Origin of the sequence: Micromonospora sp. WMMD754 (assembly GCF_049315235.1) — a bacterium.
Lineage (GTDB): Bacteria > Actinomycetota > Actinomycetes > Mycobacteriales > Micromonosporaceae > Micromonospora > Micromonospora sediminicola.
The window spans coordinates 62630-85975 of sequence record NZ_CP186058.1; the positions used below are offsets into that span (position 1 = coordinate 62630).

General features: G+C 75.3%; 18 protein-coding genes. 6 read left to right on the forward strand and 12 right to left on the reverse strand.

What is annotated here, in order from left to right; translation table 11 throughout:
* Positions 1-5 precede the first annotated feature (5 nt).
* From pyk to ACN27B_RS00305, 3 genes are all read right to left on the reverse strand, one after another.
* Positions 6-1454 carry a pyruvate kinase gene (pyk, locus tag ACN27B_RS00295; RefSeq protein ID WP_099164339.1) on the reverse strand — a complete coding sequence of 483 codons (1449 nt, stop codon included), beginning with the start codon at positions 1452-1454 and terminating at the stop codon, positions 6-8.
* A 169-nt stretch (positions 1455-1623) separates the two neighbouring features.
* Entirely contained in the window at positions 1624-3051 is a 1428-nt protein-coding gene (locus tag ACN27B_RS00300; RefSeq protein WP_422742935.1) for an FAD-binding oxidoreductase, read from the reverse strand.
* Between the two features lie 120 nt (positions 3052-3171).
* The gene (locus ACN27B_RS00305) at positions 3172-3537 is read right to left on the reverse strand and encodes a YciI family protein (protein ID WP_091573345.1); all 366 of its coding nucleotides are present in this window, start codon (positions 3535-3537) and stop codon (positions 3172-3174) included.
* A gap of 220 nt (positions 3538-3757) precedes the next feature.
* Between ACN27B_RS00305 and ACN27B_RS00310 the strand changes: the two genes are divergently transcribed.
* From ACN27B_RS00310 to ACN27B_RS00320, 3 genes are all read left to right on the forward strand, one after another.
* The gene (locus ACN27B_RS00310; RefSeq protein WP_422742938.1) at positions 3758-6313 is read left to right on the forward strand and encodes a SpoIIE family protein phosphatase; all 2556 of its coding nucleotides are present in this window, start codon (positions 3758-3760) and stop codon (positions 6311-6313) included.
* Positions 6314-6396: 83 nt separating this feature from the next.
* Entirely contained in the window at positions 6397-7263 is an 867-nt protein-coding gene (locus ACN27B_RS00315; protein WP_422742940.1) for an aldo/keto reductase, read from the forward strand.
* 71 nt (positions 7264-7334) lie between these two features.
* On the forward strand, positions 7335-8927 hold the full coding sequence (locus tag ACN27B_RS00320; protein WP_422742942.1) for a GMC family oxidoreductase: 1593 nt from the start codon (positions 7335-7337) through the stop codon (positions 8925-8927).
* Positions 8928-8969: 42 nt separating this feature from the next.
* Here the strand turns inward: ACN27B_RS00320 and ACN27B_RS00325 are convergent, their stop codons facing one another.
* The 5 genes from ACN27B_RS00325 to ACN27B_RS00345 all read right to left on the reverse strand — a co-directional run bounded on the left by ACN27B_RS00325 (position 8970) and on the right by ACN27B_RS00345 (position 14400).
* A complete protein-coding gene (locus ACN27B_RS00325) occupies positions 8970-9797 on the reverse strand; it encodes a lipase family alpha/beta hydrolase (protein ID WP_099165007.1) in 828 nt (275 codons plus the stop codon).
* A gap of 193 nt (positions 9798-9990) precedes the next feature.
* A complete protein-coding gene (locus ACN27B_RS00330) occupies positions 9991-10620 on the reverse strand; it encodes a response regulator (protein WP_099164334.1) in 630 nt (209 codons plus the stop codon).
* 117 nt (positions 10621-10737) lie between these two features.
* The gene (locus ACN27B_RS00335) at positions 10738-11001 is read right to left on the reverse strand and encodes a DUF6244 family protein (RefSeq protein WP_091573340.1); all 264 of its coding nucleotides are present in this window, start codon (positions 10999-11001) and stop codon (positions 10738-10740) included.
* A 100-nt stretch (positions 11002-11101) separates the two neighbouring features.
* Positions 11102-11887, reverse strand: a complete 786-nt coding sequence (locus ACN27B_RS00340) for a hypothetical protein (protein ID WP_422742945.1) — start codon at positions 11885-11887, stop codon at positions 11102-11104.
* Positions 11884-14400, reverse strand: coding sequence for an FtsK/SpoIIIE domain-containing protein (locus ACN27B_RS00345; RefSeq protein WP_422742946.1), 2517 nt, complete (start codon positions 14398-14400; stop codon positions 11884-11886). Before ACN27B_RS00345 ends, ACN27B_RS00340 begins: the two co-directional genes overlap by 4 nt.
* Positions 14401-14584: 184 nt before the next feature.
* Here ACN27B_RS00345 and ACN27B_RS00350 point away from each other — a divergent pair, with 184 nt between their 5' ends.
* Positions 14585-15997, forward strand: a complete 1413-nt coding sequence (locus ACN27B_RS00350) for an alkaline phosphatase PhoX (protein WP_091573337.1) — start codon at positions 14585-14587, stop codon at positions 15995-15997.
* A 160-nt stretch (positions 15998-16157) separates the two neighbouring features.
* Here ACN27B_RS00350 and ACN27B_RS00355 read toward each other — a convergent pair whose 3' ends face one another.
* Positions 16158-16751, reverse strand: coding sequence for a TetR/AcrR family transcriptional regulator (locus ACN27B_RS00355; protein ID WP_422742949.1), 594 nt, complete (start codon positions 16749-16751; stop codon positions 16158-16160).
* Between the two features lie 240 nt (positions 16752-16991).
* Between ACN27B_RS00355 and ACN27B_RS00360 the strand changes: the two genes are divergently transcribed.
* Positions 16992-18473, forward strand: a complete 1482-nt coding sequence (locus ACN27B_RS00360) for an MFS transporter (protein ID WP_396824145.1) — start codon at positions 16992-16994, stop codon at positions 18471-18473.
* Positions 18474-18542: 69 nt separating this feature from the next.
* Here the strand turns inward: ACN27B_RS00360 and ACN27B_RS00365 are convergent, their stop codons facing one another.
* Positions 18543-19328, reverse strand: coding sequence for an SGNH/GDSL hydrolase family protein (locus tag ACN27B_RS00365; protein WP_091573333.1), 786 nt, complete (start codon positions 19326-19328; stop codon positions 18543-18545).
* Between the two features lie 188 nt (positions 19329-19516).
* Between ACN27B_RS00365 and ACN27B_RS00370 the strand changes: the two genes are divergently transcribed.
* Positions 19517-21052, forward strand: a complete 1536-nt coding sequence (locus ACN27B_RS00370; protein ID WP_422742952.1) for a M1 family metallopeptidase — start codon at positions 19517-19519, stop codon at positions 21050-21052.
* 97 nt (positions 21053-21149) lie between these two features.
* On the opposite strand, the gene ACN27B_RS00375 is transcribed toward ACN27B_RS00370, so the two are convergent.
* Together ACN27B_RS00375 and ACN27B_RS00380 are read right to left on the reverse strand one after the other, a co-directional pair.
* The gene (locus ACN27B_RS00375; protein WP_099164327.1) at positions 21150-21677 is read right to left on the reverse strand and encodes a hypothetical protein; all 528 of its coding nucleotides are present in this window, start codon (positions 21675-21677) and stop codon (positions 21150-21152) included.
* 62 nt (positions 21678-21739) lie between these two features.
* Positions 21740-23284, reverse strand: a complete 1545-nt coding sequence (locus ACN27B_RS00380) for an MFS transporter (protein ID WP_422742954.1) — start codon at positions 23282-23284, stop codon at positions 21740-21742.
* Positions 23285-23346: the final 62 nt, after the last annotated feature.

Genomic DNA, 23346 nt, shown 5'->3' on the forward strand with positions numbered 1-23346 from the left:
CGCGCTCACTGGAGCGCCCGGGCCGAGGCCGCGTCGACCAGCGAACCGAGCTGGTGCACCCGCAGCGTGTTGGTGGAACCGGGGGTGCCGGGCGGGCTGCCCGCCACGATCACCACGTAGTCGCCCGGGTTGGCCCGGTTGAGGCCGAGCAGCGCCTGGTCGACCTGGCGGAACATGTCGTCGGTGTGCTCGACGAACGGCATCAGGAACGTCTCCACGCCCCAGCAGAGCGCGAGCTGGTTGCGCACCTCCGGCACCGGGGTGAAGGCCAGCAGCGGCAGGTCGCAGTGCAGCCGGCTGAGTCGCTTGACGGTGTCGCCGGTCTGCGAGAACGCGACCATGGCCTTGGCGCCGATGGCGCGGGCGATGGAGGAGGCGGCGACGGTCAGCGCGCCGCCGTGCGTACGCGGGTCGTGCTGCAACCGGGGGACGGCGATCGAGCCGGCCTCGGTGGTGGTGACGATCTTCGCCATGGTGCTGACGGTGAGCACCGGGTACTTGCCGACGCTGGTCTCGCCGGAGAGCATCACCGCGTCCGCGCCGTCGAGCACCGCGTTGGCCACGTCGGAGGCCTCGGCACGGGTGGGTCGGGAGTTCTCGATCATCGAGTCGAGCATCTGGGTGGCCACGATGACCGGCTTGGCGTTCTCCCGGCAGAGCTGCACGGCGCGCTTCTGCACCAGCGGGACCTGGTCCAGCGGCAGCTCGACGCCGAGGTCGCCGCGGGCGACCATGACGCCGTCGAAGGCGAGCACGATCGCCTCCAGGTGGTCGACCGCCTCCGGCTTCTCGACCTTGGCGAGGACCGGGCGGCGCACACCCTCCTCGTCCATGATCGAGTGGACCAGCTTGATGTCCTCCGCCGAGCGGACGAACGACAGCGCGACCAGGTCGACGCCGAGGCCGAGGGCGAAGCGCAGGTCCTCGGCGTCCTTGTCGGACATGGCCGGGACGCTGACCGCCACGTTGGGCAGCGAGACGCCCTTGTTGTTGGAGACCGGGCCGCCCTCGGTGACCAGGCAGCGGATGTCGTTGCCGGTGACGTCGCTGACCTCGACCGCGACCCGGCCGTCGTCGATCAGCAGCCGGTCGCCCGGCTTCACCTCCTGCGGCAGCTTGCGGTAGGTGCAGGAGACCCGCTCCTTGGTGCCGACGATCTCGTCACTGGTGATCACGACGGAGTCGCCGGTGCGCCACTCGTGCGGCCCGTCGGCGAAGCGGCCGAGGCGGATCTTGGGACCCTGGAGGTCGGCGAGGACGGCGACCGGCTTGCCGGAGGCCTCGGCGGCCTCCCGGACCATCCGGTAGACCGACTCGTGGTCGGCGTGACTGCCGTGGCTGAAGTTGAGCCTCGCCACGTTCATGCCCGCCTCGACGAGCCCCCGGATGCGCTCCGGGGACGAGGTGGCGGGGCCGAGAGTGCAGACGATCTTCGCGCGGCGTGTCACGCCCATCAGGCTAGTCTCTCCTCCGGGTCGACCTGCCGGCCGACCCCTTGCGGACTGAGGAACAGTTGTCCAACGACGCGCGAAACCCGCGCGGGCGGGCGGTGGATGCACCGCACCGCGACGTCGTGAGTGGCGGGCATCGGCGACCGCGCGGCGGAAATCGTACCGCTCGCCGTCACCGTCCGGCCGGGTGCTCCCGGGGATCCGGCCGCCCCTGTCCGGCCCGGGGCGCGGGCGGGCCGGCCGGCGGCAGCGTGGGCACGGCCGAGAAGACGCCACGCGGGTCGTAGCGGCGCTTGGCCCGGCGCAGCCGGTCCCAGTTCGGCCCGTAGGCCAGCCGGACCCGGTCGGTCTCCTCCGGCGCGAGCAGGTTCGGGTAGCCGCCGGGCAACGCGTGCGGGGCCAGGGCCGCGCTGGTGTGCTCGGCCCACGCCCGGTGCGGCGCCGGGTCGCCGCCCGGCGCCCAGACCGCGATGATCTCGGCGAGCAGGTGGTCGGCGCGCAGCCCGAACGCGGTCTCCCCCACCCCCACCCGGGCCGCCGCGCCGTGGAAGTGGTGCAGCGCGATCGCGGAGAACGGCGAGCTGACCGCGCCGGCCGCCGCGGTCAGCGCGGCCACCACCGGCTCGTCCACCCGGGGCAACCACCGGGTACGCAGCAGGTAGTGGTTGCCGTCGGCCATCCCGCCGTCGAACATGCGCAGCACGTCCTCGTACGGCAGCGGTGCGACCTGGTCGACCAGCGGGGTGCCGAGCGCCCGCAGCCGGTCCACCGCGGCCCGGCCCGCCGCCTCGTCGGCGCCGGTGAACACCGGGGCGAGGAAGACCACCGGCTCCCCCGCCGGGCCGGTCAGGAAGCCGGCCATCACCGTCAACTCGTCCGGCGCCCGGCGGACCTCCTCGCCGTAGCCGCGCAGTACCGCCGCCGCCTGGCCCAGCGGGAACAGCAGCATGCCGGCGAGCGCGGCGGCCAGCGGGTGGGTGCGGTAGCGCAGCGCGGTGACCACGCCGAAGTTGCCGCCTCCGCCGCGCAACGCCCAGTACAGCTCGGGCTCGTGCGTGGCGTCGGCGGTCACCCGGCGGCCGTCGGCGAGCACCACCTCGGCCCCGAGCAGGTTGTCCAGCGCCAACCCGAACCGGCCGCAGAGCGGGCCGTACCCGCCGGCCAGGGTCAGCCCGGCCAGCCCGACCGCGCGCACCACACCGGTGGCGACGACCCGGTCGTACGGTCGCAGGGCGGCGAGCACGTCGGCGGCCGTCGCCCCGCCGCCCACGGTGACCTCCCCGGTCCCGGGGTCGAGGTCCACCCGGCGCAGCGCGGTGAGGTCGAGGACCAGGCCGCCGTCGCGCAGGGCCCGGCCGGCCCAGTCGTGGCCGCCGGCACGCACCGACAGCGGCACGTGGCAACGCCCGGCGACGCGAACCGCGCGCGCGACCTCCCCGGCGTCGCCGACGCGGGCCACCAGGGCGGGCGTGGCGGCCGGGGCACCGTTCCACAGCCGCACGGCGTCGGGGTACCCGGCGTCGGCCGGGGTGAGCAGGCGGTCGCCGAGCAGCTCGCGGAGCAGGTCGGTGGCGCGCGGCAGGTCCGGGGCGGAGGTCATGGCGGCTCCTCGACCGACCCGGGCCGGCGGCGCCGGACGGGCCGGGGCGGCTCACTGCGCCGGACCGTAGCACCGCCGCGACGCCGCCGCCGTCGCCCGCGCGACAGTGCGCGGCGACCCTCAGCTCTGGGTCTTGAGCAGCGGGAACTCCAGCGAGCCGGCGGGGCAGAGGAAGGTGAGCACCTCGACCCGGTAGAGCCCGGCCTGCACCGCGGGATCGGCCTCCATCACGCTGCGCACGTCGTCCACCGAACCGGTCCGGGCCAGGCCGAAGCCGATCGGCGGGTCGGGTTCCCGGGCCGGGCCGTCCACCGAGCCGTCGACCAGCACGATGCCGCGTCGCTGCAGCGCCCCCATGTGCTGGACGTGCTCGGCCTGCAACCGCTGCACGGTCTCCTCCGGCAGCGCCCGCCCGGACGGACCCGGGTAGAGCACGATGCATTCGTACGTGTCCAGCGCGAAGTCGAGCCGTGGCGTCGCCCCCATGCGCACCTCCTGACCACCGTCCCGCCCAGCCTCGCACGCCGGCCCCGGCCGCCGGGTGGCGTCGCGGCAACTGGCGGCCACGGTGCGACGGTTGCCGACCCGCCGGGCCGTTCGTCCCGTCGCGCGCGCGACGGGGACCGGTCCGACGATCGCCCGCGGCGGCGTGCCGCTGGTACGTTTCCGGGTACTGCGGACGCCCACACCCGAGCGGAGGTCCCGGGTGAGCATCACCCCGCCGGACGGCGCCCGGTCGCCGGACGTCGTCGCCGCCACCGGCGCGGACGCGGGCGCGGTTCGCGGCGATCAGCGGCTGCGGCTGCTCGCCGCGCTGGCCACGGCGCTGTCCGACGCGAGCGACCCGGACGAGGTGGCCCGGCGGGCGGTCAAGGTGCTGGCCGGAACTCCCGCGCTGCCCTTCGTGCGGCTTCACCTGGCCGGGCCGGACGGTCCACGACCGGCCGCCGCGGACGGGGTCGAGGTTCCGCCGGCGTCGGCCGACGGGTGGCCGGTGGCCGCCGTGCTGGCCGACGGCATGCCCCGGCTGCTGCCGCCGCGGTCCACCGACGGCGGGTCGGCCGCGCCGGTCGTCGCCCTGCTGCCCGTGCCCGACCCGGACGGCGACCGCCCGGCCGGGGTGCTGGTCGCCGCGCTGGCCCCGGGCGGCCCGGTCGACGCCGACGCCCGCGCCTTCGTCGAGCTGGTCGCCGGGCAGGTCGGCACGGCGCTGGCGCTGGCCCGGGCGAGGCGCCGGCGGGCGGCGAACCGCGCCGCGCCGGCCGAGCTGCGGCTGTTCCAGGCGCTGGTGGAACGCTCCGGCGACTTCATCGCGGTGGCCACGCCGGACGGCCGGACCGTCTACGTCAACCCGGCCGGACGGGCGCTGGTCGGGCTCGGTGACCGGGAGCGGGTGGACGGGCTGGGCCTGGTCGACTTCGCCGCCCCGGACGCGCGGGAGCTGTGGCGCACCGAGCTCATCCCGACCGCGTTGCGCGAGGGGCACCACCGGGCGGAGAGCCGCCTCGTGCGCCGGGACACCGGCGAGGCGATCGACGTCGACCACCAGACGTTCACCGTCGCCACCGGCGACGGGCGGGACGGCACCGCGTTCGTGGCCACCGTGGCGCGCGACGTCAGCGACCGGCAGCGGGCGCTGCGCCGGGCGGAGGCGCTGGCCCGGCTCGCCGGGGCGCTCAGCTCGGCGCGTGGCCACGAGGCCATCGTGGAGGTGGTGACCACGGTCGGGCCGGCCGTGGTGGACGCGGTCGCGCTGCGGGTGGCGCTCGCCCGACCCGGCCGTACCGTGCTCGACGTGGCCGGCGGCGACGTCCCCGCCGAGCGGGTGCCGGTGGACGCCGAGGCCCCGCTGGCCCGCGCGGTACGCGACAACGCGGCCCTGCCGCTGACCGGCGTCGACGGCCGGACCACCGGGCTGTGCCTGCCGCTGCGCTACGGCGACGGTGCCGCGCTGGGCGCCCTGGAGGTGCGCTGGGCCGGGCCGGTCGCCGAGGACGAGGCGCTGCGGAACCTGCTCGACGCGGTGGCCGGGTTGTGCAGCCAGGCGCTGCAACGGGCCGAGCTGACCGGGTCGGCACAGGCGATGGCCGGCTTCGCCGCCCGGCTCAGCGTGACCCGCTCCACCGCCGAGGCGATCGAGGTGATCCTCGACGCCGCCACCACCGCGCTCGGGGCGGAGCTGCCCGGGCTGGCCATGCGGGACGAGGGCCGCCGGGTCCGGCTCTGGTACCACGGCGACGTGCCGGGCACGCTGGCCGCCACGTTCCGCGACCTGACCGTCGACGACCCGCGCCCGATCGTGCGCGCGCTGCGCGACGGGGAGCGCATCGTGCTGCGCGACCGGGCCGACTTCGCCGCCCGGTTCCCCGGGCTGGCCGACCCGGTCGGCGGGCACGGCCTGGTCACCACCGTGGCGCTGCCGCTGTTCGGCGCCGGTCGCCGCCCGATCGCCGCGCTGGGTTTCGGTTGGCGACGGGAACGGCCGCTGCGCGACAGCGACCTGGCGCTGCTGGACACCGTCGCCGACCTGTGCGAGCAGACGCTGGAGCGGGTCCGGCTGGCCGCCGCCGAGCACAACCTGGTGACCCGCCTGGCCGGCCGTCTGCGCAGCTCGTCGCTGACCACCCCGCGCGGCCTGGAGGTGGCCACCCGCTACCGGCCCGCGATGAGCGGCCTGCACCTGGGCGGCGACTGGTACGACCTGGTCCGGCAGGAGGGCGACCGGCTGGCCGTGGTGCTCGGCGACGTGGTCGGGCACCAGGTGGAGGCCGCCGCCGACATGGCGCAGCTGCGCACCATGCTGAACACGCTGATCCGGCTGGGCGTGCCGCTGGAGGAGGTGTTCCTGCGGCTCACCGAGCTGCTCGGCGTCGGCTTCCTCGGCACCTGTCTGGTCGTGGTGGTCGACCCGCGCGCCCGCACCGCGCGGGTGGCCCGCGCCGGCCACCCGCACCCGGTGGTGCTGCCCACCGGCGCGCCGCCGCGCACCGTGCAGACCGAGAACGCGATGCCGCTGGGCATGGTGGACCGGCCGATGACCGTCACCACGATCCCGTTCGGCCCCGGCGACCTGCTGGTGGCGTACACGGACGGGCTGGTGGAGCGGCGCGGCCGGCCGTACGACGAGGGCGTCGGGGCGCTGCACCGGGCGCTGGTCGCGGTGCGCGACGAGCCGGCGGAGGCGATCGCGGACGCGTTGCTGCGCGACCTGGCCGGCTCCGAGGACGACCAGGCGCTGGTGGTGCTGCGGCACCTCGGCTGAGCGGGCATCGGCGGGCCGTTTCGGGGAATGTCGAACGGTCGGGCGGCGTGACCGCCCGCCGACCGCGACACAGGAGGACCGTGATGGCCACCAGCACCCAGCCGGCGAAGGCGTCGGGCAGCTACCGGATCGGCGGTGACCTGCGGGTCGACCGCCTCGGCTACGGGGCGATGCAGCTCACCGGCCCGGGCGTCTGGGGCGATCCGAAGGACCCGGCCGAGGCGGTGCGGGTGCTGCGCCGCGCGTACGAGCTGGGCGTGACGTTCATCGACACCGCGGACTCGTACGGGCCGTTCGTCAGCGAGATGCTGATCCGGGAGGCGCTGCACCCGTACGCCGAGGACCTGGTGGTCGCGACGAAGGCCGGGCTGACCCGCTCCGGTCCGGGCGACTGGCGGCCGGTGGGGCGCCCGGAGTACCTGCGTCAGCAGTGCGAGCTGAGCCTGCGCCACCTGGGGCTGGACTGCATCCCGCTCTACCAGCTGCACCGGATCGACGAGAAGGTGCCGCTGGCCGACCAGCTCGGTGAGCTGGCGCTGCTCAAGCAGGAGGGCAAGATCCGGCACATCGGGCTTTCCGAGGTGAGCGTCGAGCAGATCGAGCAGGCCCGGGCGGTCACCCCGATCGTGTCGGTGCAGAACCTCTACAACCTGGCCGACCGCAGCGCCGAGGACGTGCTGACCCACTGCGAGCGCAAAGACCTGGCGTTCATCCCGTGGTTCCCGATCGCCACCGGCAACCTGGCCCGCCCCGGTGGCCCGCTGGACGCGATCTCGACCGGCCACGGCGCCAGCCCCGCGCAGCTCGCCCTGGCCTGGCTGTTGCGGCGCTCGCCGGTCATGCTGCCCATTCCGGGTACGTCGTCGGTGGCGCACCTGGAGGAGAACGTGGCGGCGGCCGAGGTGGAGCTGAGCGACGACGAGTTCGAGGCGTTGGCGCACGCGGCCTGAGCCGGTCGGCCCTTTGCGGCGCGTGATCGAGCAACTACCGTCAGAAGGATTCTCATGAGTGGGGGTCCGCTGTGGACGAGTTCGACTACGTCGTCGTGGGCGCCGGTGCGGCCGGGTGCGTGCTGGCCAACCGGCTCTCCGAGGACCCGGGCACCCGGGTGCTGCTGCTGGAGGCGGGGGGCTGGGACCGCAGCCCGTTCGTCCGCGTGCCGAAGGCGTTCTCCCGGTTGATGGACGACCCGCGCACCGCCTGGCACTACCCGGCGACGATCGGGCCCGGCCGGCGGGAGACCTGGCAGCGCGGCCGGATGATCGGTGGTTCGACCTCGGTCAACGGGATGATCTGGAGCCGGGGCGCGGCCCGGGACTGGGACGCGCTGGCGCCGCTGGGCTGGGGCTGGTCCACGATGCGACAGGTGTTCCAGCGGCTGGAGGACCACCCGCTGGGCCCCGCGCCGCACCGGGGCGTCGGCGGTCCGGTGCGGCTCTCCGTCGCCACCGGCACCGACCCGCTCGCCGAGGAGATGGTGGCGACCGGCGTCGGGCTGGGCTGGCGCCGGGTGGACGACCTGGACGCCGACGACGACGAGCGGATCGGCTACCCGACCGCCACCATCCACGGCGGACGCCGGGTCAGCGCCGCCGACGCGTTCCTGCACCCGTGCCGCGGCCGACCCAACCTGACCGTCGTGGTCGAGGCGGTCGTGCTGCGCGTGCTGGTCGAGGGCGGCCGGGCGGTCGGCGTACGGGTCGCGCACCGGGGCCGGGAGGTCGAGCACCGGGCGGCCGGCGAGGTGATCCTCGCCGCCGGGGCCCTGGCCACCCCGCAGCTGTTGCAGGTCTCCGGCATCGGGCCGGCGGACACCCTGCGCGCGGCCGGCGTGCCGGTGCTGCTCGACCGGCGTCGGGTGGGCGCCGGCCTGCGGGAGCACCGGTCCGTCGCGATGCAGCACCGGCTCGCCGGGCCGGGCGGCTACAACGCCCGGCTCGGCAGTCCGCTCGGGCAGGCCCGCGCGGCGCTGCGCTGGCTGCTCACCCGGGGCGGCCCGCTCGCGCTGCCGGTGCTCGACGTCGCGGCCCACGTGAAGTCCCGGCCGGAGCTGGAACGCCCGGACGCCCACCTGCTGATGGCGCCGTTCTCCGCCGCCCCGCCGCGTCCGGGTCGGGCGCTGGAGCTGGAACGGGAGCCCGGCGTGATGTGCCTGGGCACGGTGACCCGGCCGGACAGCGAGGGCCACCTCGCGATCACCGACGCCGACCCGCGTACCCCACCGGCGATCGTGGCGAACTACCTGGCCACCGCGCACGACCGGCGGGTGGCGGTCGACCTGTTCCGCCGGATGCGGGAGTTCTTCGGCGCCGGGCCGATCGCCGGGCGGGTCCGGGCGGAGACGGTGCCCGGGCCGGCCACCCGGACCGACGAGGAGATCGTCGCGGCGGCCGTCGCGCACGGCTACTGCGGCTACCACGCCATCGGCACCTGCGCGATGGGCCCGGACGACGACCACGTGGTGGATCCGCGGCTGCGGGTGCGCGGCGTCGACGGGCTACGGGTGGTCGACGCGTCGGTGCTGCCGGTGATGGTGGCGGGCTGGACCAGCGCCCCCGTGACCGCGCTGGCCTGGCGGGCGTCCGACCTGATCCTCGGTCGCGACCGGGGGTGAGCGTCCCGGTCCGGGCCCGCCCGTCGGCGGGCCCGGAACGGGTCAGACGGCGAAGCAGTTCGGCCGGATCTGCGCGCCGGCCAACGTCTGGCGCACCGCCGTGTAGGTGGTGCCGTCCAGGACCAGGCCGAGGTGCCCGACGATCCGCAGCGGGCACCACGCCTGCACCAGGATGTTGGTCGCGCCGTCGGCGAGCGCCGCGTTGTCGACCGGCCGGACCAGTTCGTCCTGCCAGGTGCGCACCGTGGTCCAGCGGACCGGGCCCGGCGTGTCGTCACCGGCGTTGAGGTCGGCGAGGAAGCTCGACCCGATGGTCATCTGCTGGCAGGCGACGATGCCGGCACAGCTGCCCAGCCCCAGGAAGTTGACGATGTTGGCGACGTAGGTGCCGTACTGCGGGCTGCCCAGGCTGACGTACTGGTCGACCTTGGCGGAGCCGCCGAGGAACTTGACGTACCAGCGGCTGACCAGGCCGCCCTCGGAGTGGGTGACCAGGTCGACCCGGCTCGCGCCGGTGGCGGCACGGACCTGGTCCACGTAGGACGACAGTGCCCGGGCGGACTCGCGGATGTCGCCGAAGCCGAGGTTCGGCAGTTGGTAGATGGAGACCCGGTAGCCGTCGGCCCGCAGCCGGGCGGCGATCGGCTCGTAGGCGATGGAGATTCCGATCAGGCCGCCGACCACGACGACCGGGTCGGCCGCCGCGGCGGCGGCCCGGTCGGCGGCGGTGACGGTGTCCACGGTGGACGCCGTGGAGGTGGACGCCGTGGCCGGCGGGGTGGTGGGTTCGGCTGCGGCGTGCGCGGCGGTGGCCGGCAGGAGCAGGGCGGTGGCGGCGGTGGTGGCGGCCAGGATCGTTCGGAGCAGCATGGGCTGCACCTCCGGTGGGGAGGCACCCGGGGGACCCGGGAGGGACGGGTGGGATCCGATCGATCGTGGGAACGATGATGCGTGTCCGATTTCACACACGTCAATGGAAAGTTACGCGCCGGTAACCAGTTGTCGCGCCCTCCGCGCAAACCGGCATCCCGGGCCGGATTCCGCACCCGGCGATGCGACGCGGCTACATGTCGAGGATCCGGGCCAACTCGGTCGGCGAGGCCGTGCAACTGACATTGGTGAGGAGTTCCGCATCGTGCCGGACCAGGGCAACGCCCCGCGGCGAGGTGTAGAACACGACGGGCGTCAGGTCACCACGCCGACGCAGTTCGCGCACCAGATCGAGCCCGGCGGTTGGGTTGAAGCGGCCGCTCTCGGTGCGGCCCACGTCCGAGACGATCACGGTCGGCGTCATGCCTTCGAGCAGCTTCAAGGCCGTCTCGGTGGAGGTCGCCTGCACCACCTCGTAGCCACCGTCCGTCGCCCGAGCCCGCTCGTACAGGTTTCCGCCGGGTTCGTCGTCGACCCAGAGGATTCCCCGCGGAGCGGGATGGCTCCCCATAGGCTCGACACTCGGCTCCTGCCCGCGGTCGACCAGTGCGGACAGTTCGTTCACCCGGTCCTGCAGGTCTTCGATGAGCTTGCGAGTCTCGTTCGAGGCGGTCTGGACACTGACCCTGGCACCGCCCACCTCGACATCGACCGAGTGGCTCTCCCGCAGCAGCCGGCGCACCGCGGGCAGAAGGTAGATCAGGATCACGACCACCAGAAGTGGCCATGCCAGGGTTGCCACCGCTCGCATGATGTCCGCCATGCCCGCCACTCACATCGATCGACGCCAAAGGGACTCGTGGACGCTAGCCCGAGGCAAGTCGCCGATCGACTGGCTGGTCAGTTTGACGACACTGATCCGTATCGCAGAGTCCGGCGCTCAGTTGCCGAGTGCCTGGACCTTCGCGATGGTCTCCTGCACGTGCTGCCGCGCCGGCTCCCCGCCCTGCGCCGCCTGCGCCAGCGCCTGCCGGTACGCGTCGATGACCCCGATCAGCGGGCCGGCCGTGGCCCCTTCCAGCGCGCCCGCCACCAGCGCCCGCGCTTCCGCCGCGTCCTGGGCGGCGGCCGCGGTGCGGGCCTTGGCCTCGTCCAGCTTCTGCGCCGCCGCCGCCAGCCTCGCGATGATCTCCGCCGCGCTCACAAGCCCTCCCCGCGTCCCACCCTGCCGACCACCGCGCAGCCTACCGCCCTCCGTCCGCCCCACCTCTTCGTCGATGGCGGGGAGGCGAGGGCGGCGGGGGTCAGCGGAGGAGGCGGAACAGGACGAGGTAGAGGCAGAACAGGGACGGGGAGACCAGGGCGCAGATCACGAAGCCGAGCGGGACGTAGCGGCCGGCCGGGGCGCTGCCGTCGTCCAGCGCCGGGCGGCCCCACCGGGCCAGCACGAGCTGGCCGGCCACGAAGGACATCAGCGGCACGCCGGCGCAGGACAGCGCCGCCACCAGGTCCATCCCGGACACCGGCAGCGGCGAGCCGACCAGCGCGCCCAGCATGAGCAGCGAGCCGACCAGCGCGCAGCCGCCGTAGACCGCCACCGCACGTGCCGGCGCCGACCAGGTGGGCAACAGCACCGGCGTGCGGGCCAGCGCCTCGGCCTCCTGCCCGTGCCGGTCGGCCTCGTCGGCGAGGCGGCCGGCCGCCGCCAGCTCCGTCGCCGGGTCACCGGCCCGCGGCTCCGGCACGCTCCCTGCGGGATACGCCCCGACCTCCGCCCGCCCCGGCGCGGCGGCTGCGCCGCCGGTCACCCCGCCCCCCGGTCCGGCGCCGGTCGGCGGCCCCGCCGACACGCCACCGGCCGGCACCGCCGGGGCCGGCGCCTCGGCCGGAACCGCACTCATCGGCACCCCGATCGCCTGCCCGAACCGCTCCAGGCGCTGCCCCTGCGCAGCGAGCCGCTGCCCGAGCGTGTCCACCCCGGCCTGCAGCCCTCGCCGGCGCTCCGCCTCGGCGGCGATCGCCCGTTCCCCGCCGCGCTGCCGGCCGGACAACTCCCGGATCAGCGCCGCGTAGTCGTCGAACCCGGTCATGGTTGTTCGCTCTCGCCGGCGAACGGCACGATCAGGGCGGTGCGGTGCTCGTGCCGGTCGACCAGCAGGGCGTGGCCCTCCCGTGGGGTGTAGGCGAGGTCGTGCGTGCCGAGGTGCAGGCCCAGGTCGGCGGCCGGCACGTTCAGCGCGACCAGGGCGGTCACGTCGTCGCGGTGGCCGCTGCCGCCGAGGTCGTCGGCGAGCCGGCGCAGCCCGCGCCACCAGCCGAGCACGTGCACCCCGCGCGCCGGGCCGTGGCGCAGCACCGCGCGCAGGTCGTCGTACCCGGAGCGGAACGTGCCCGGGTCGGTCGCGCCCAGCACGCCGGCGGCGGCGTCCATCCCGAACCCGACCAGGTAGGTGCGGCCCGCCGTCGGGGCTTCGCCGCCGGCCGCCTCGGCGAGGTGGGCGCGCAACCCGTCGACGTCCAGCCGGCGTACCGGGTGGCCGGCCGCGGCCAGCGTCATGGCCAGGTCGTCGGCGACGTCGGTGGTGCCCGGCGCCAGCGGGGCGAACAGGAACCGGGCGCTGCCGGCAGCGTGCTGCCGGGCCAGCGAGAGGGCCGCCGACCGGAGCACGTCCGCGCCGCCGGCGGCGGTGCCCACCACCGCCAGGTGCCGGCCCGGGCTCGCGTCGAGGGCGAACCCGGCGGCGCTGCCGGCGACGTCGACGACGCGGCCCACCAGCGCGTACGGCGGGTCGGCGCCGGGCGCCAGCGCGGCCCAGGCGGGGTCGTCGGCGAGCCGGGGCGTCTCGTGGCCACGGAAGACCGCCGGTGGGTGGGAGCCGTCGGGTCGGGCCGCGTGCAGCTCGTGGCGCAGCGCCGCCAGCTCGGCCGAGGCGGCGTGCGCGTCGGGGAACCGCACCTCGACGTCCGCGCCGGGCGCGCCGGCGGAGGTGTTCACCACGGCGGTGCCGACGGTGAGCCCGCGCGCCGCGTCGTTGCGCGGGTCCAGCACGGCGTCCCCGCCGGGCAGCGCGACGCGCAACGGGAACTGGCCGAAGATGGCCTCGGCCCGGCCGTAGAGCGCCTCGATGCCGGTGGTGCTCTGGCTGGCCAGCACCAGGTGCAGGCCGTACGAGCGGCCCTTGCGGGCCAGCTCCTCGATCAGGTCGACGGCCTGCCGGGCCAGCGCGTCGTTGCCGGCGAACAGCACGTGGAACTCGTCGACGACGGTGACGATCCGGGGCGGCCGGGCGTTCGGCGGCAGGTCGGCGAGCCGGCTGACCCCGTGGCGCTTGAGCAGGTCGGCGCGGCGGCCCAGCTCGGCGCGCAGCTCGCGCAGGACGGCCACGCCGTACTCCCGGTCGGACTCGATGCCCACCGCGCGGGCGTGCGGCAGCCAGGACGGGTCGCGGTCGGTGGGCACGAACTCGGTGAAGCTGACCCCCTCCTTGAAGTCGAGCAGCATCAGCCGCAGCTCGGCCGGGGAGTAGCGGGCCGCCAGCCCGTAGAGCACGTCGAGCAGCAGCACCGTCTTGCCGGCGCCGGTGCGCCCGCCGACCAGCCAGTGCGGGGTGGCGTCGTCGAACGCGACGGCCAGCGGCCGACGGCCGGCCCGGCCGAGCGTGGTCCGCAGGCCGGCGGCGGCGGAGGACGTCCAGCGCTCGGCCGGGAGCAGGTCGGCGAAGGTGACGGCGCCCTGGTCGACCGCCTCGGCGTAGCGGCGGGCCAGCGCGGTCACCGCGGCGTGCGACGGGTCGCCGTCGAGCACCACCGGCGCGGCCAGTCCACTGCCGTCGGTGCTGAACGGGCGCCCGGGCGGATCGCCCACGAGGGTGTAGCGCTCGGTGAGCCGCAGCTGGGTGGTGGCGCCCAGCGGTGGCGCCGTGGTCGCCCCGGCCGGCGGATGCCCGGCCAGCAGGACGCACACGGCCGCGGCCGGGCCGGCGTGGGTCAGCGCGGCCAGCCGGGCCAGTTCCCGGGGCGCGGGCGCGGACGCGGCGACCACCACCAGCAGCTCACGGTCCTCCGGCGCGCTGCGCTGGGCGGCGCGGGCGTGCCGTTCCGCCGCCTCCAGCAGCGCGGTCGTCTCCGCCTCGGTGGTCGCCGCCGGACCGAGCACGCCGGCGTCGTGCAGCGGGCGCAGCGGCAGGAAGGCCGCGCCGAAGGCGGCCTGGTCGATGCCGACGACCCGGACGGCGCCGGCCGGGGCGGCGGTGAGCAGCCGCACCACCACGGCGCGCAGCAGCTCGCCGACGCGCGGGTCGCGGGCGTCCGCGTCGACCGCGAGGTGGGCGCCGGCCCCCACCGGCACGAGGACCGGGAACGCGCCGTCGACCGTCCGGGCCTCGCCGAGGCGTACCGGGACGGGGTGGGTGGCGACGCGGGCGGTGCCGGGCACCGCGGCGGCCATCTCCCCGCCCAGCCGGGCCAGCCGCGCGACCAGCGCGGGACTGCCGACGGGCGCCGGGCCGGCGGCGCCGAGCATCCGCCGGGCCGCCTCCCAGTGGCGCAGCGCCTGCCGGTGCCGGTCGACCGCCTGCCGGTACGCCGCCGCGAGCCTGCCCACCGTCCGCCCTCCGACGCCGTCTGCGATCGAAGGAACCCTAACGGACGCGCGCCGCAGCGGCACGGGACGCTCGGCACCCGAGGTTCGTCCACTGTTCACCCCGGGTCGTACGGCCGCGCCGCCAGCCGTTCCCCCGGCGCGGATTGCCTGCCAGTGCAACCCGTGTGCACAGGAAGGCGACGACGTGACCTCCTCTCCCCTCTCCCGGCGGTCCCTGCTGCGCGGCAGCGCGGCCGGCGGACTCGGCATCGTGGTGGCCGGCAGCCTGGACGCCATCGCCGGCCCGGCGGCGGCCCGGGCCGCGTGCCGACCCGCGGTCGGCTACGGCGACCTGGTGCCGGACCCGGCCGGCCTGCTGGCCCTGCCGCCCGGTTTCTCCTACACCGTCGTCGCGCAGGCGGGGGTGACGTTGCTGGAGTCGGGGCAGCCGACCCCGAGCGACGCCGACGGCACCGGCTGCTTCCGCGGCCCGCGCGGGTCGGTGCTGGTGAACAACCACGAGATCGGCGGCGACGAGCCGTACCCGGTGCCGGCGCTGCCCGGCCTCACCTACGACCCCGGCGCGCGCGGCGGCACCACCACCATCGAGGTGGACCGGCACGGCCGGCGGCTGCGTGAGTACGTCAGCGTGGCCGGCACGCACAACAACTGCGCCGGTGGCATCACGCCGTGGGGCACGTGGCTGACCTGCGAGGAGACCGAGCAGCGGGCCGGCGGTCAGTTCCTCAAGGACCACGGGTACGTCTTCGAGGTCGACCCGCACGACCGGTCGGCCAACCAGGACCCGGTGGCGCTGCGGTTCCTCGGCCGCTACGCGCACGAGGCCGTGGCGGTCGACCCGTACACCCACTCGATCTACCTGACCGAGGACGCGAGCGGCCCGAACGGCCTCTACTTCCGGTGGACGCCGCCGCCCGGTTTCCGGGGTGGCAAGGGCGCGCTGCGGGCGCTCGCCCAGCGGCCGGACGGCGCCACCGCCGGCAGCCTGGCGGCGATGCGCTGCCTGCGCGGCGACGGGCACGTGGCGGACCTGTCCGAGGCCACCACGCCGGGCACCCGGTACCGGGTGGAGTGGGTCGAGGTGCCGGACCGGGACGCCCGTACCGTGTCGGTGCGCAAGCAGTTCACCGACGCCGAGGTGACCCGCAGCCGCAAGCTGGAGGGCGCCTGGTGGGGCGACGGCGGCGCGTACTTCGTGGCCAGCTACGCCCGGCGCAGCGACGGCAGCGTCAACGAGCACGACGGCCAGGTCTGGTTCTACGACCCGCGGCGGCAGACCGTGACGCTGAAGACCATCTTCGGGGTGAACACCGACCCGGAGGCCGACCACGGCAACTACGACGGGCCGGACAACATCACCGTCTCCCCGTACGGCGGGGTGATCCTGGCCGAGGACGGCGAGGGCGTGTCGCACCTGGTCGGCGTTACCGAGCAGGGCAAGGCGTACCCGCTGGCCCGCAACGAGCTGAACGACAGCGAGTTCACCGGCCCGACGTTCAGCGCGGACGGCACGATCCTCTACGCGAACATCCAGTCCCCCGGCTACGTCTTCGCGATCACCGGCCCGTGGCGCCGCCCGAGCAACGCCCACCCCTGACCCGCCGCTCCCGCCGCCTCTCGTCGATCTTGCACTTGCTGCCCCGGCAAAGGGCGCATGAGCCGCGTTCTGTCGACTCAAAGTGCAAGATCGGCGGGGGCTGGCGGGGCCGCCTGCTCCCCGACCTCGGCCGGCGGACTCTGCGGTCCCGCCCTGCGGCTCAGGCGGGTGTCGCCGGCGGGCGCAGGCCGTCCAGCGCGATCGCCAGCACCCGGTCGCGCTGCGCCGGGTCCGGGAACTGGTACGCCGCGAGCCCGCTGATCAGCCGCACCACGTCGTCGAAGTCGGCGTCCGGCCGGGCGACCCCGGCGGCCTGGGCCCGGCGCAGCAGCGGCTCGCCGGCCGCGTAGATCTCGGTGCGGCAACTGCGGAACACCTCGGAGTCGTGCACCAACTCCTCGGCCAGGGCCCGCTTGGTGGCCACGTAGGCGACGAACCGGTGCAGCCAGCCGACCAGGGCGTCCCACGGGGCGAGGTCGGCCAGGTCGGCGGCGGAGGCGCTGAGCGCCCGCACCTCCTCGACGTAGACCGCCTCGAACAGGTCCCGCCGGCCGGGGAAGTTGCGGTAGAGGGTGCCGATGCCCACGCCCGCCCGGCGGGCGATCTCCTCCAGCGACGCCCCCGCGCCGCACTCTCCGAACACCTCGCGGGCGGCGGCGATCAGCGCGTCGTAGTTGCGCCGGGCGTCGGCCCGCTTCGGGCGGCGCGCGAAGACCTCGTCCCGCTGGTCGGCGCTGGCCATGACGCGCGTCACCTCTCCCTCCCGCTTGCAACCGGAGGCCCCCCTCCGCTACGTTGGTGGAGGCACCCCTCCGGATAGCGTACTCCGGACTTCCCGGCCGCGTCCGGCCGGCGTGGGTGACCGAAACCGACCCCGGACCCCAGGAGGTCCCGCCATGCCCGCTGACCGCTGACCACCGGCGACGACCCGGCCGCCACCGCCGCCACCCGCGCGAGCGGCCACCGATCTCGTACCGAACGGGAGTTCTCCCACATGATCGACACACCCCGGCGCGGCTCGCGCCGGATGACGTTCCTCGTCCTCGCGGCCGGCACCGGATTCTTCGCGATGCTCCAGTCGCTGATCACCCCGGTGCTGCCCACGATCCAGCACGACCTGCACACCTCGCCGAACACGGTGACCTGGGTGCTGACCGCCTACCTGCTCTCCGCGTCGATCTTCACGCCGATCCTCGGCCGGGTCGGCGACATGATCGGCAAGGAGCGGACCCTGGTGGTCTCGCTCGCCGCGCTCGCGCTGGGCTGCCTGCTGGCGGCCGTCGCGCCGAGCATCGGCGTGCTGATCGCCGCCCGGGTGGTCCAGGGCATCGGCGGCGCCGTCTTCCCGCTGTCCTTCGGCATCATCCGGGACGAGTTCCCGGCCGCCCGGGTGAGTTCGGCGGTCGCCTCGATCTCGGCGGTCGTCGCCGTCGGCGGCGGGCTGGGCGTGGTGCTGGCCGGCCCGATCGTGGCCACCCTCGGCTACCGCTGGCTGTTCTGGATCCCGCTGGTGGTGGTCGGCCTGACCGCGCTGGCCGCGTACCGGTTCGTGCCGCCGTCGCCGGTGCGCACGCCGGGCCGGATCAACTGGCTCAGCGCGCTGCTGCTGTCCGGCTGGCTGGTGGCGCTGCTGCTGCCGGTCAGCAAGGGCGCCGCGTGGGGCTGGGGCTCCGGCCGGGTGGTCGGGCTGCTGACGCTGGCCGTGGTGCTGGCGGCGGCCTGGCTGGTCGCCGAGGCCCGGGCCGGGAACCCGCTGATCGACCTGCGGATGATGCGCCTGCCGGCGGTCTGGACGACCAACCTGGTCGCGCTGCTCTACGGCGCCTCGATGTTCTCCGTCTACGCGTTCCTGCCGCAGTTCGCCCAGATCCCCACCAGCGCCGGCTACGGCTTCGGCGCCAGCGTCACCCAGGCCGGGCTGCTGATGCTGCCGATGCTGGTCGGCATGTTCGCCGCCGGTCTGCTGGCCGGCCGGCTGGAGTCCCGGTTCAGCGCCAAGGCGCAGCTGAGCACCGGCGCGGCGTTCAACGTGGCGGCGGCGGCGATGCTCACCGTGGCGCACGACACCCGGTGGGAGGTCGGCGTGGCCGGCGGCCTCGTGGGCCTCGGCATCGGGTTGGCGTTCGCCTCGATGGCCAACCTCATCGTGGCCAGCGTGCCGGCCGCACAGACCGGCGCCGCGACCGGCATGAACGCCAACATCCGCACCATCGGCGGCGCGATCGGCGCGGCCCTGGCCAGCGCCGTGATCACCGCTCACCCGCAGGCGAGCGGGTTGCCCCGGGAGGCCGGCTTCACCGCGGGCTTCCTGCTGCTCACCGGCATCTCGCTGGCCGCCGCGCTGGCCGCCCTCGCGGTCCCCTCCGGGCGCCAGGCGCGACCTCGACGGCGGCGGCTGGGACCGGTGTCGGGGGTGACCGGCGCGCCGGTCGTGGCGGCGGAGACGGTCGGCAGCCTGGCGCCGGCGGGCCGCTGACTCGCGTGAGTTGTTAAAAGGGGGCCCCTCCTCTGCAGGATGCGTTAAGAGGGGCCCCCTCCTTACACCTCAGCCGATGGCGGCGGTCAGCGCGGCCAGGTAGCCGTAGCGGTAGCCGCTCGCGTTCGGGTGGTACGCCTCGATCACGCCGCTGACGTCGCGGATCCACGGCTCGGCCGCGCAGACACCGTGCCCGGTGAAGTACGGCCGGGCGTCGACGAAGGTGGCCCCGGCCGCGCCGGCCCGGTCGGCGGTGACCCCGTTCAGCACGTCCGCGGCCTGGTTGAGGATGGTGCGCTTGTAGCTGCTCATGGCGAGCAGGCCGCAGTATCCGGTCTCGAACAGCCGCGGGTAGCCCAGCACCACCAGCCGGGCGTTCGGGGCCCGCTCGCGGATCGCGGCGTAGGTGGCGTCGAGCCGGCCGGGCAGCGTGGCGGTGGCGAACGCCTTGGCCCCGGCCACCGCGCTCTCACAGCTCGACGTGCTGCCGAAGCGGCAGCTGGTCATCACGTCGGCGAAGCCGGCGTCGTTGCCGCCGATGGTGATGGTGACCAGCGTGGTGCTCGCGCTGAGCTGCCCGACCTGGTTGTTGCGGACGTCGGCGGTGACCGCGCCGCCGCAGGCCGGGAACCGGAAGCTGGTGACCGCGTGCGCCGCGGCCCAGAGCGGGGCGTACGACTTCTGGCTGCGCAGGCAGGTGGAGAGGTCGTACGGCCCGGCGCCGACGCCGGAGGAGTAGGAGTCGCCCAGGGCGACGTAGTTGACGGTGGCGGCGCGGGCCGCGCCGGGCAGGAGCACGGCGCCGAGGACGGCCGCCAACACCGCGGCGAGGGCGGTACGGACGCGACGGGACATGACAGGACCTCCACGGGACAGGGGTGGTGGAGCCCGTTGACCGCGCGCGTGGCCGAGGGGTCGTGCTTGTTACTAGTCGGTAATGCTATCGAAACATTCGCAAGAATTGAATAGCTGCCGACCCAGATCCGTTTACATGCGTCGATTAGGTTGGCCGGTGCGTACACCCGACGGAGGGAGTCCCACCCGTGCGACGCGCACTCACGGCGGCGATCGCCGCCCTGACCCTCACCACCGCCGGCACCACCGTGACCGGCGCCCCCGGCCTGGCCGCCCCGACCGGACGGGGCGGCCCGCACCCCGCGGCGGCGACCCCGACGCCGGGCAGCCCCGGGCTGGGCGACAGCTACTTCCCCGACTACGGCAACGGCGGCTACGACGTCGACCACTACGACATCCGGCTGCGCTACGAGCCGTCCACCGACCGGCTCAGCGGCACCACCACGATCCTGGCCACCGCCAGGAAGGACCTGTCCCGCTTCAACCTCGACTTCGCGCTCGACGTCGAGTCGGTCCGGGTCAACGGCTGGGCCGCCAGGTTCGCCCGGGCCGGCGACCACGAGCTGGTGATCACCCCGGCCCGGCCCCTGGCCAGGGGCCAGCAGCTCACCGTCGTGGTGAAGTACGCCGGCGTCCCCTCGCGGACGACGGTCTACGGCTACACCGGCTGGACCCGCACCGCCGACGGGGCGCTCGCCGTGAACGAGCCCGAGTCGGCCTGGTGGTGGTATCCGAGCAACGACCACCCGAAGGACAAGGCCACCTGGGACATCTCGGTCTCGGTGCCGACCGGTGTCGAGGTGGTCAGCAACGGCGTGCAGCCGCGCGACCCGCTGCCGGAGGCCGGCAACCGCACCCGGTGGAGCTGGCGCAGCGTCAAGCCCGGCGCCACCTACCAGGCGTTCCTGGCCATCGGGCAGTACGACATCGTCACCGACACCGCGCCGAACGGGCAGCCGGTGGTGAACGCGTACAGCACCACGCTGGGCGAGCGCGGTCCGGCGGCCCGGGCCAGCATCGAACGCACCGCCGAGATCGTCGACTGGGAGAGCGGGCTGTTCGGCCCGTACCCGTTCGAGGCGCAGGGCGGCGTGGCCGGGCCGATCGACGGCATCGGCTTCGCGCTGGAGACGCAGACCCGACCGGTGTACGGCCCCGGCTTCTGGCGACGCGGCGCGAACCCGTACGTGGTGGTGCACGAGAACGCGCACCAGTGGTTCGGCGACTCGGTCTCGGTGGCGGCCTGGCGCAACATCTGGCTGAACGAGGGCTTCGCCTCGTACGCCGAGTGGCTCTGGTCGGAGGAGCAGGACGAGGGCACCGCCCAGGAGCTGTTCGACTTCACCTACTCCAGCTACCCGGCCGACTCGGAGTTCTGGCAGGTGCTCCCCGGTGACCCGGGCGCCGACCGGATCTTCGACGACGCCGTCTACGACCGGGGCGCGATGGCGCTGCACCAGATCCGGCTGGCCGTCGGCGATCCGGCGTTCTTCCGGATCCTGCGCGCCTGGACCGCGCAGCGCCAGTACGGCAACGGCACCATCGAACAGTTCCAGGCGCTCGCGGAGCGCGTCTCCGGTCGCGACCTGGACGCGGTGTTCACCACCTGGCTGTTCACCGCCGGTCGCCCCGAGGTGGGCGCCACCGCGCGGGCGACCTCGGCCCCGACCCGACCCGCCTCCTGGGCGAAGATCCGGGCCGCGCACGACCTGCTCGGCCGCTGACCGGCGCCGGCCGGGCCCGCTCCCCCACCGGCGGGCGGGCCCGGCCGGACCGGCCCCGGGGTCCGTGGTCCCCCGCTGCGGCCGGGTACGGCCCCGGTCAGCCGGCCGCGGGCGCGGGCGTCCCGACCGGCGTCGCCGGCGTCCGGGCCGCCTCGACCGCGCGGATGTGCCGGTAGGCGAACCAGAGCGGCGGGAACGCGCCGACCGCGAACGAGAGGTCGACGAGCGTCCAGAACCACGGGATGTCCCGGATCGGGCCGCAGATCAGGGCCAGCGGCACGATGCCGGCGCAGGCGATCATTCCGACCTGGACCACCCAGACGTTACGCACCGGGTCGCGCAGCGGCCCCCAGAACGCTACCGCCAGCACCAGGTGGGCGAACGCCAGCCAGTCGGTGCCGTAGAGCAGGAACGGGTAGTCCCGGTCCGCGGCCACCAGCCCGTCGTGGACCCGCTCGATCCAGCCGACCAGCGCCGGGAGCCGCCCGGCGAGCGGGTCGAGCGCCGCGAGCAGCCACCGGACCTCGATCTCCAGCGGGAACGCGGTCACCCCGCTGAGGAAGAGCCCCACCACCACGACCCAGAGCCAGCGGCGGATGCGCCGCAGGCGTACCTCGACGTCCATGCCCGCAGCGTAACGATGATCATCGTGCCGGCGGGGCCCCGGCGGGCATGACGTGGCCCACCTCAGCGGCGGCCCGCGTCCACCCGGGCGGCGGCCGAGGCCGGTCGGGCCGTGCCGGGGCGGACCCCGGGCCGTGCCGCCGGGACCGGCCGACCGGCCATGACGGTCGGCGCGACACCCGCCGCGACGGTCGGGGTCGGCCCGGACGGGACCGGCACGGCACGCCGGACCGGCCGCACCACCCGGACGGCGCTCGCCGCCACCCGACGGACCGGACGACGCACCGCGACCGGCACGAGCGTGAGCCGACCGACCGGACGACGCACCGCGACCGGTACCAGCGTGAGCCGACGGACCGGACGACGCACCGCGGGCAGCGTCCGGACCAGCCGGCGCTCGCGCAGCCGGTCCAGCGCCACCCCGGCCGCGAGCGTCGCCACGGCGCTGACCGTGCCGGCCAGCACCAGCGTCTGGCGGGGGCCGGCGTGCTCGGCCAGCCACCCCAGCAACGGCGCGCCCACCGCGGCGGCGACCGATCCGGTGACCGCGAGCGCCGCCAGCACCCGCCCGCGCATCGCGTAGTCGGTGTCCAGCTGCGCGCGGGCGCCGACCGTGGTGTCGATGACCACGGCCGCCGCCGCCACCGGCAGAATCACCGCGGCGAAGCTCGCCGTGCCCGGGGCCAGCCCGGCCACGATCTGCAGCGCGCTGGCGAGCAGCCCCGCGCCGACCAGCACCGCGTAGCCCAACTCGGCGCGGCGGGCCGCGACCAGCGCGCCGAGCACCGCTCCGACGGCGAAGACGGTGGACAGGAAGCCGTAGCCGGACGCGCCGCCGCCCAGCGGCCCGTCGCTCATCGCCGCCATGGTCACCTGGTAGTTGCGGCCCAGGCTGCCCAGCACGAACGACAGCGCCAGCGCGACCAGCACCACCGGCTGACCCCGCAGGTAGCGGAACCCGGCCCGGATGCCGCCGTCCGCGGGACCCACGTCGGCCGCCACCGGCCCGCCGGTGTGCCGCTCCCCCTCGCGTACGGCCAGCAGCGCGACCACGACCGCCACGAAGCTGGCCGCGTTGACCGCGAACAGCAACGCCGGGCCGAGGGCGGCGACCACCACGGCGCCCACGCTCATGCCGAGGATCCGCCCGGCGGAGTTGGTCAGCGAGCCGAGCGCGAGCGCGTTCCCGAGGCTCTCCCGGTCCACCAGGGTGGACGCCCAGCGGCCCAGCACCGGCCCCTCGATCGCCGACACCGCGCCGGTGGCCAGCGAGATCGCGTAGACGGCCGGCAGACCTCCGACGCCGGTGAGCGCCACCACGGCCAGGCCGGCGGCCAGCACCGCGTGCGCCGACTGCGCGGTGACCAGCAGCGGCTTGGCGGGCAGGCGGTCGGCCAGCGCGCCGCCCCACACGCTGAGCAGCAGCGTGGGCAGCGCCTGGAGCAGGACGGTGAGGCCCATCGAGGTGGCGGAGCCGGTCTCCGCGAGCACGAACCAGTTGACGCCGAGCACCTGCATCCAGGTGCCGGTGACCGACACGAAGCCGGCACCCGCCCAGATCCGGTAGTTCCGGTGGCGCAGCGCGGCGAACGTGGCGCCGAGAGCCACGACGATCTCCCCCGTTGACGACAGCGACATGACGAAGGCCGGACCCTCGTGAGGTCCGGCCG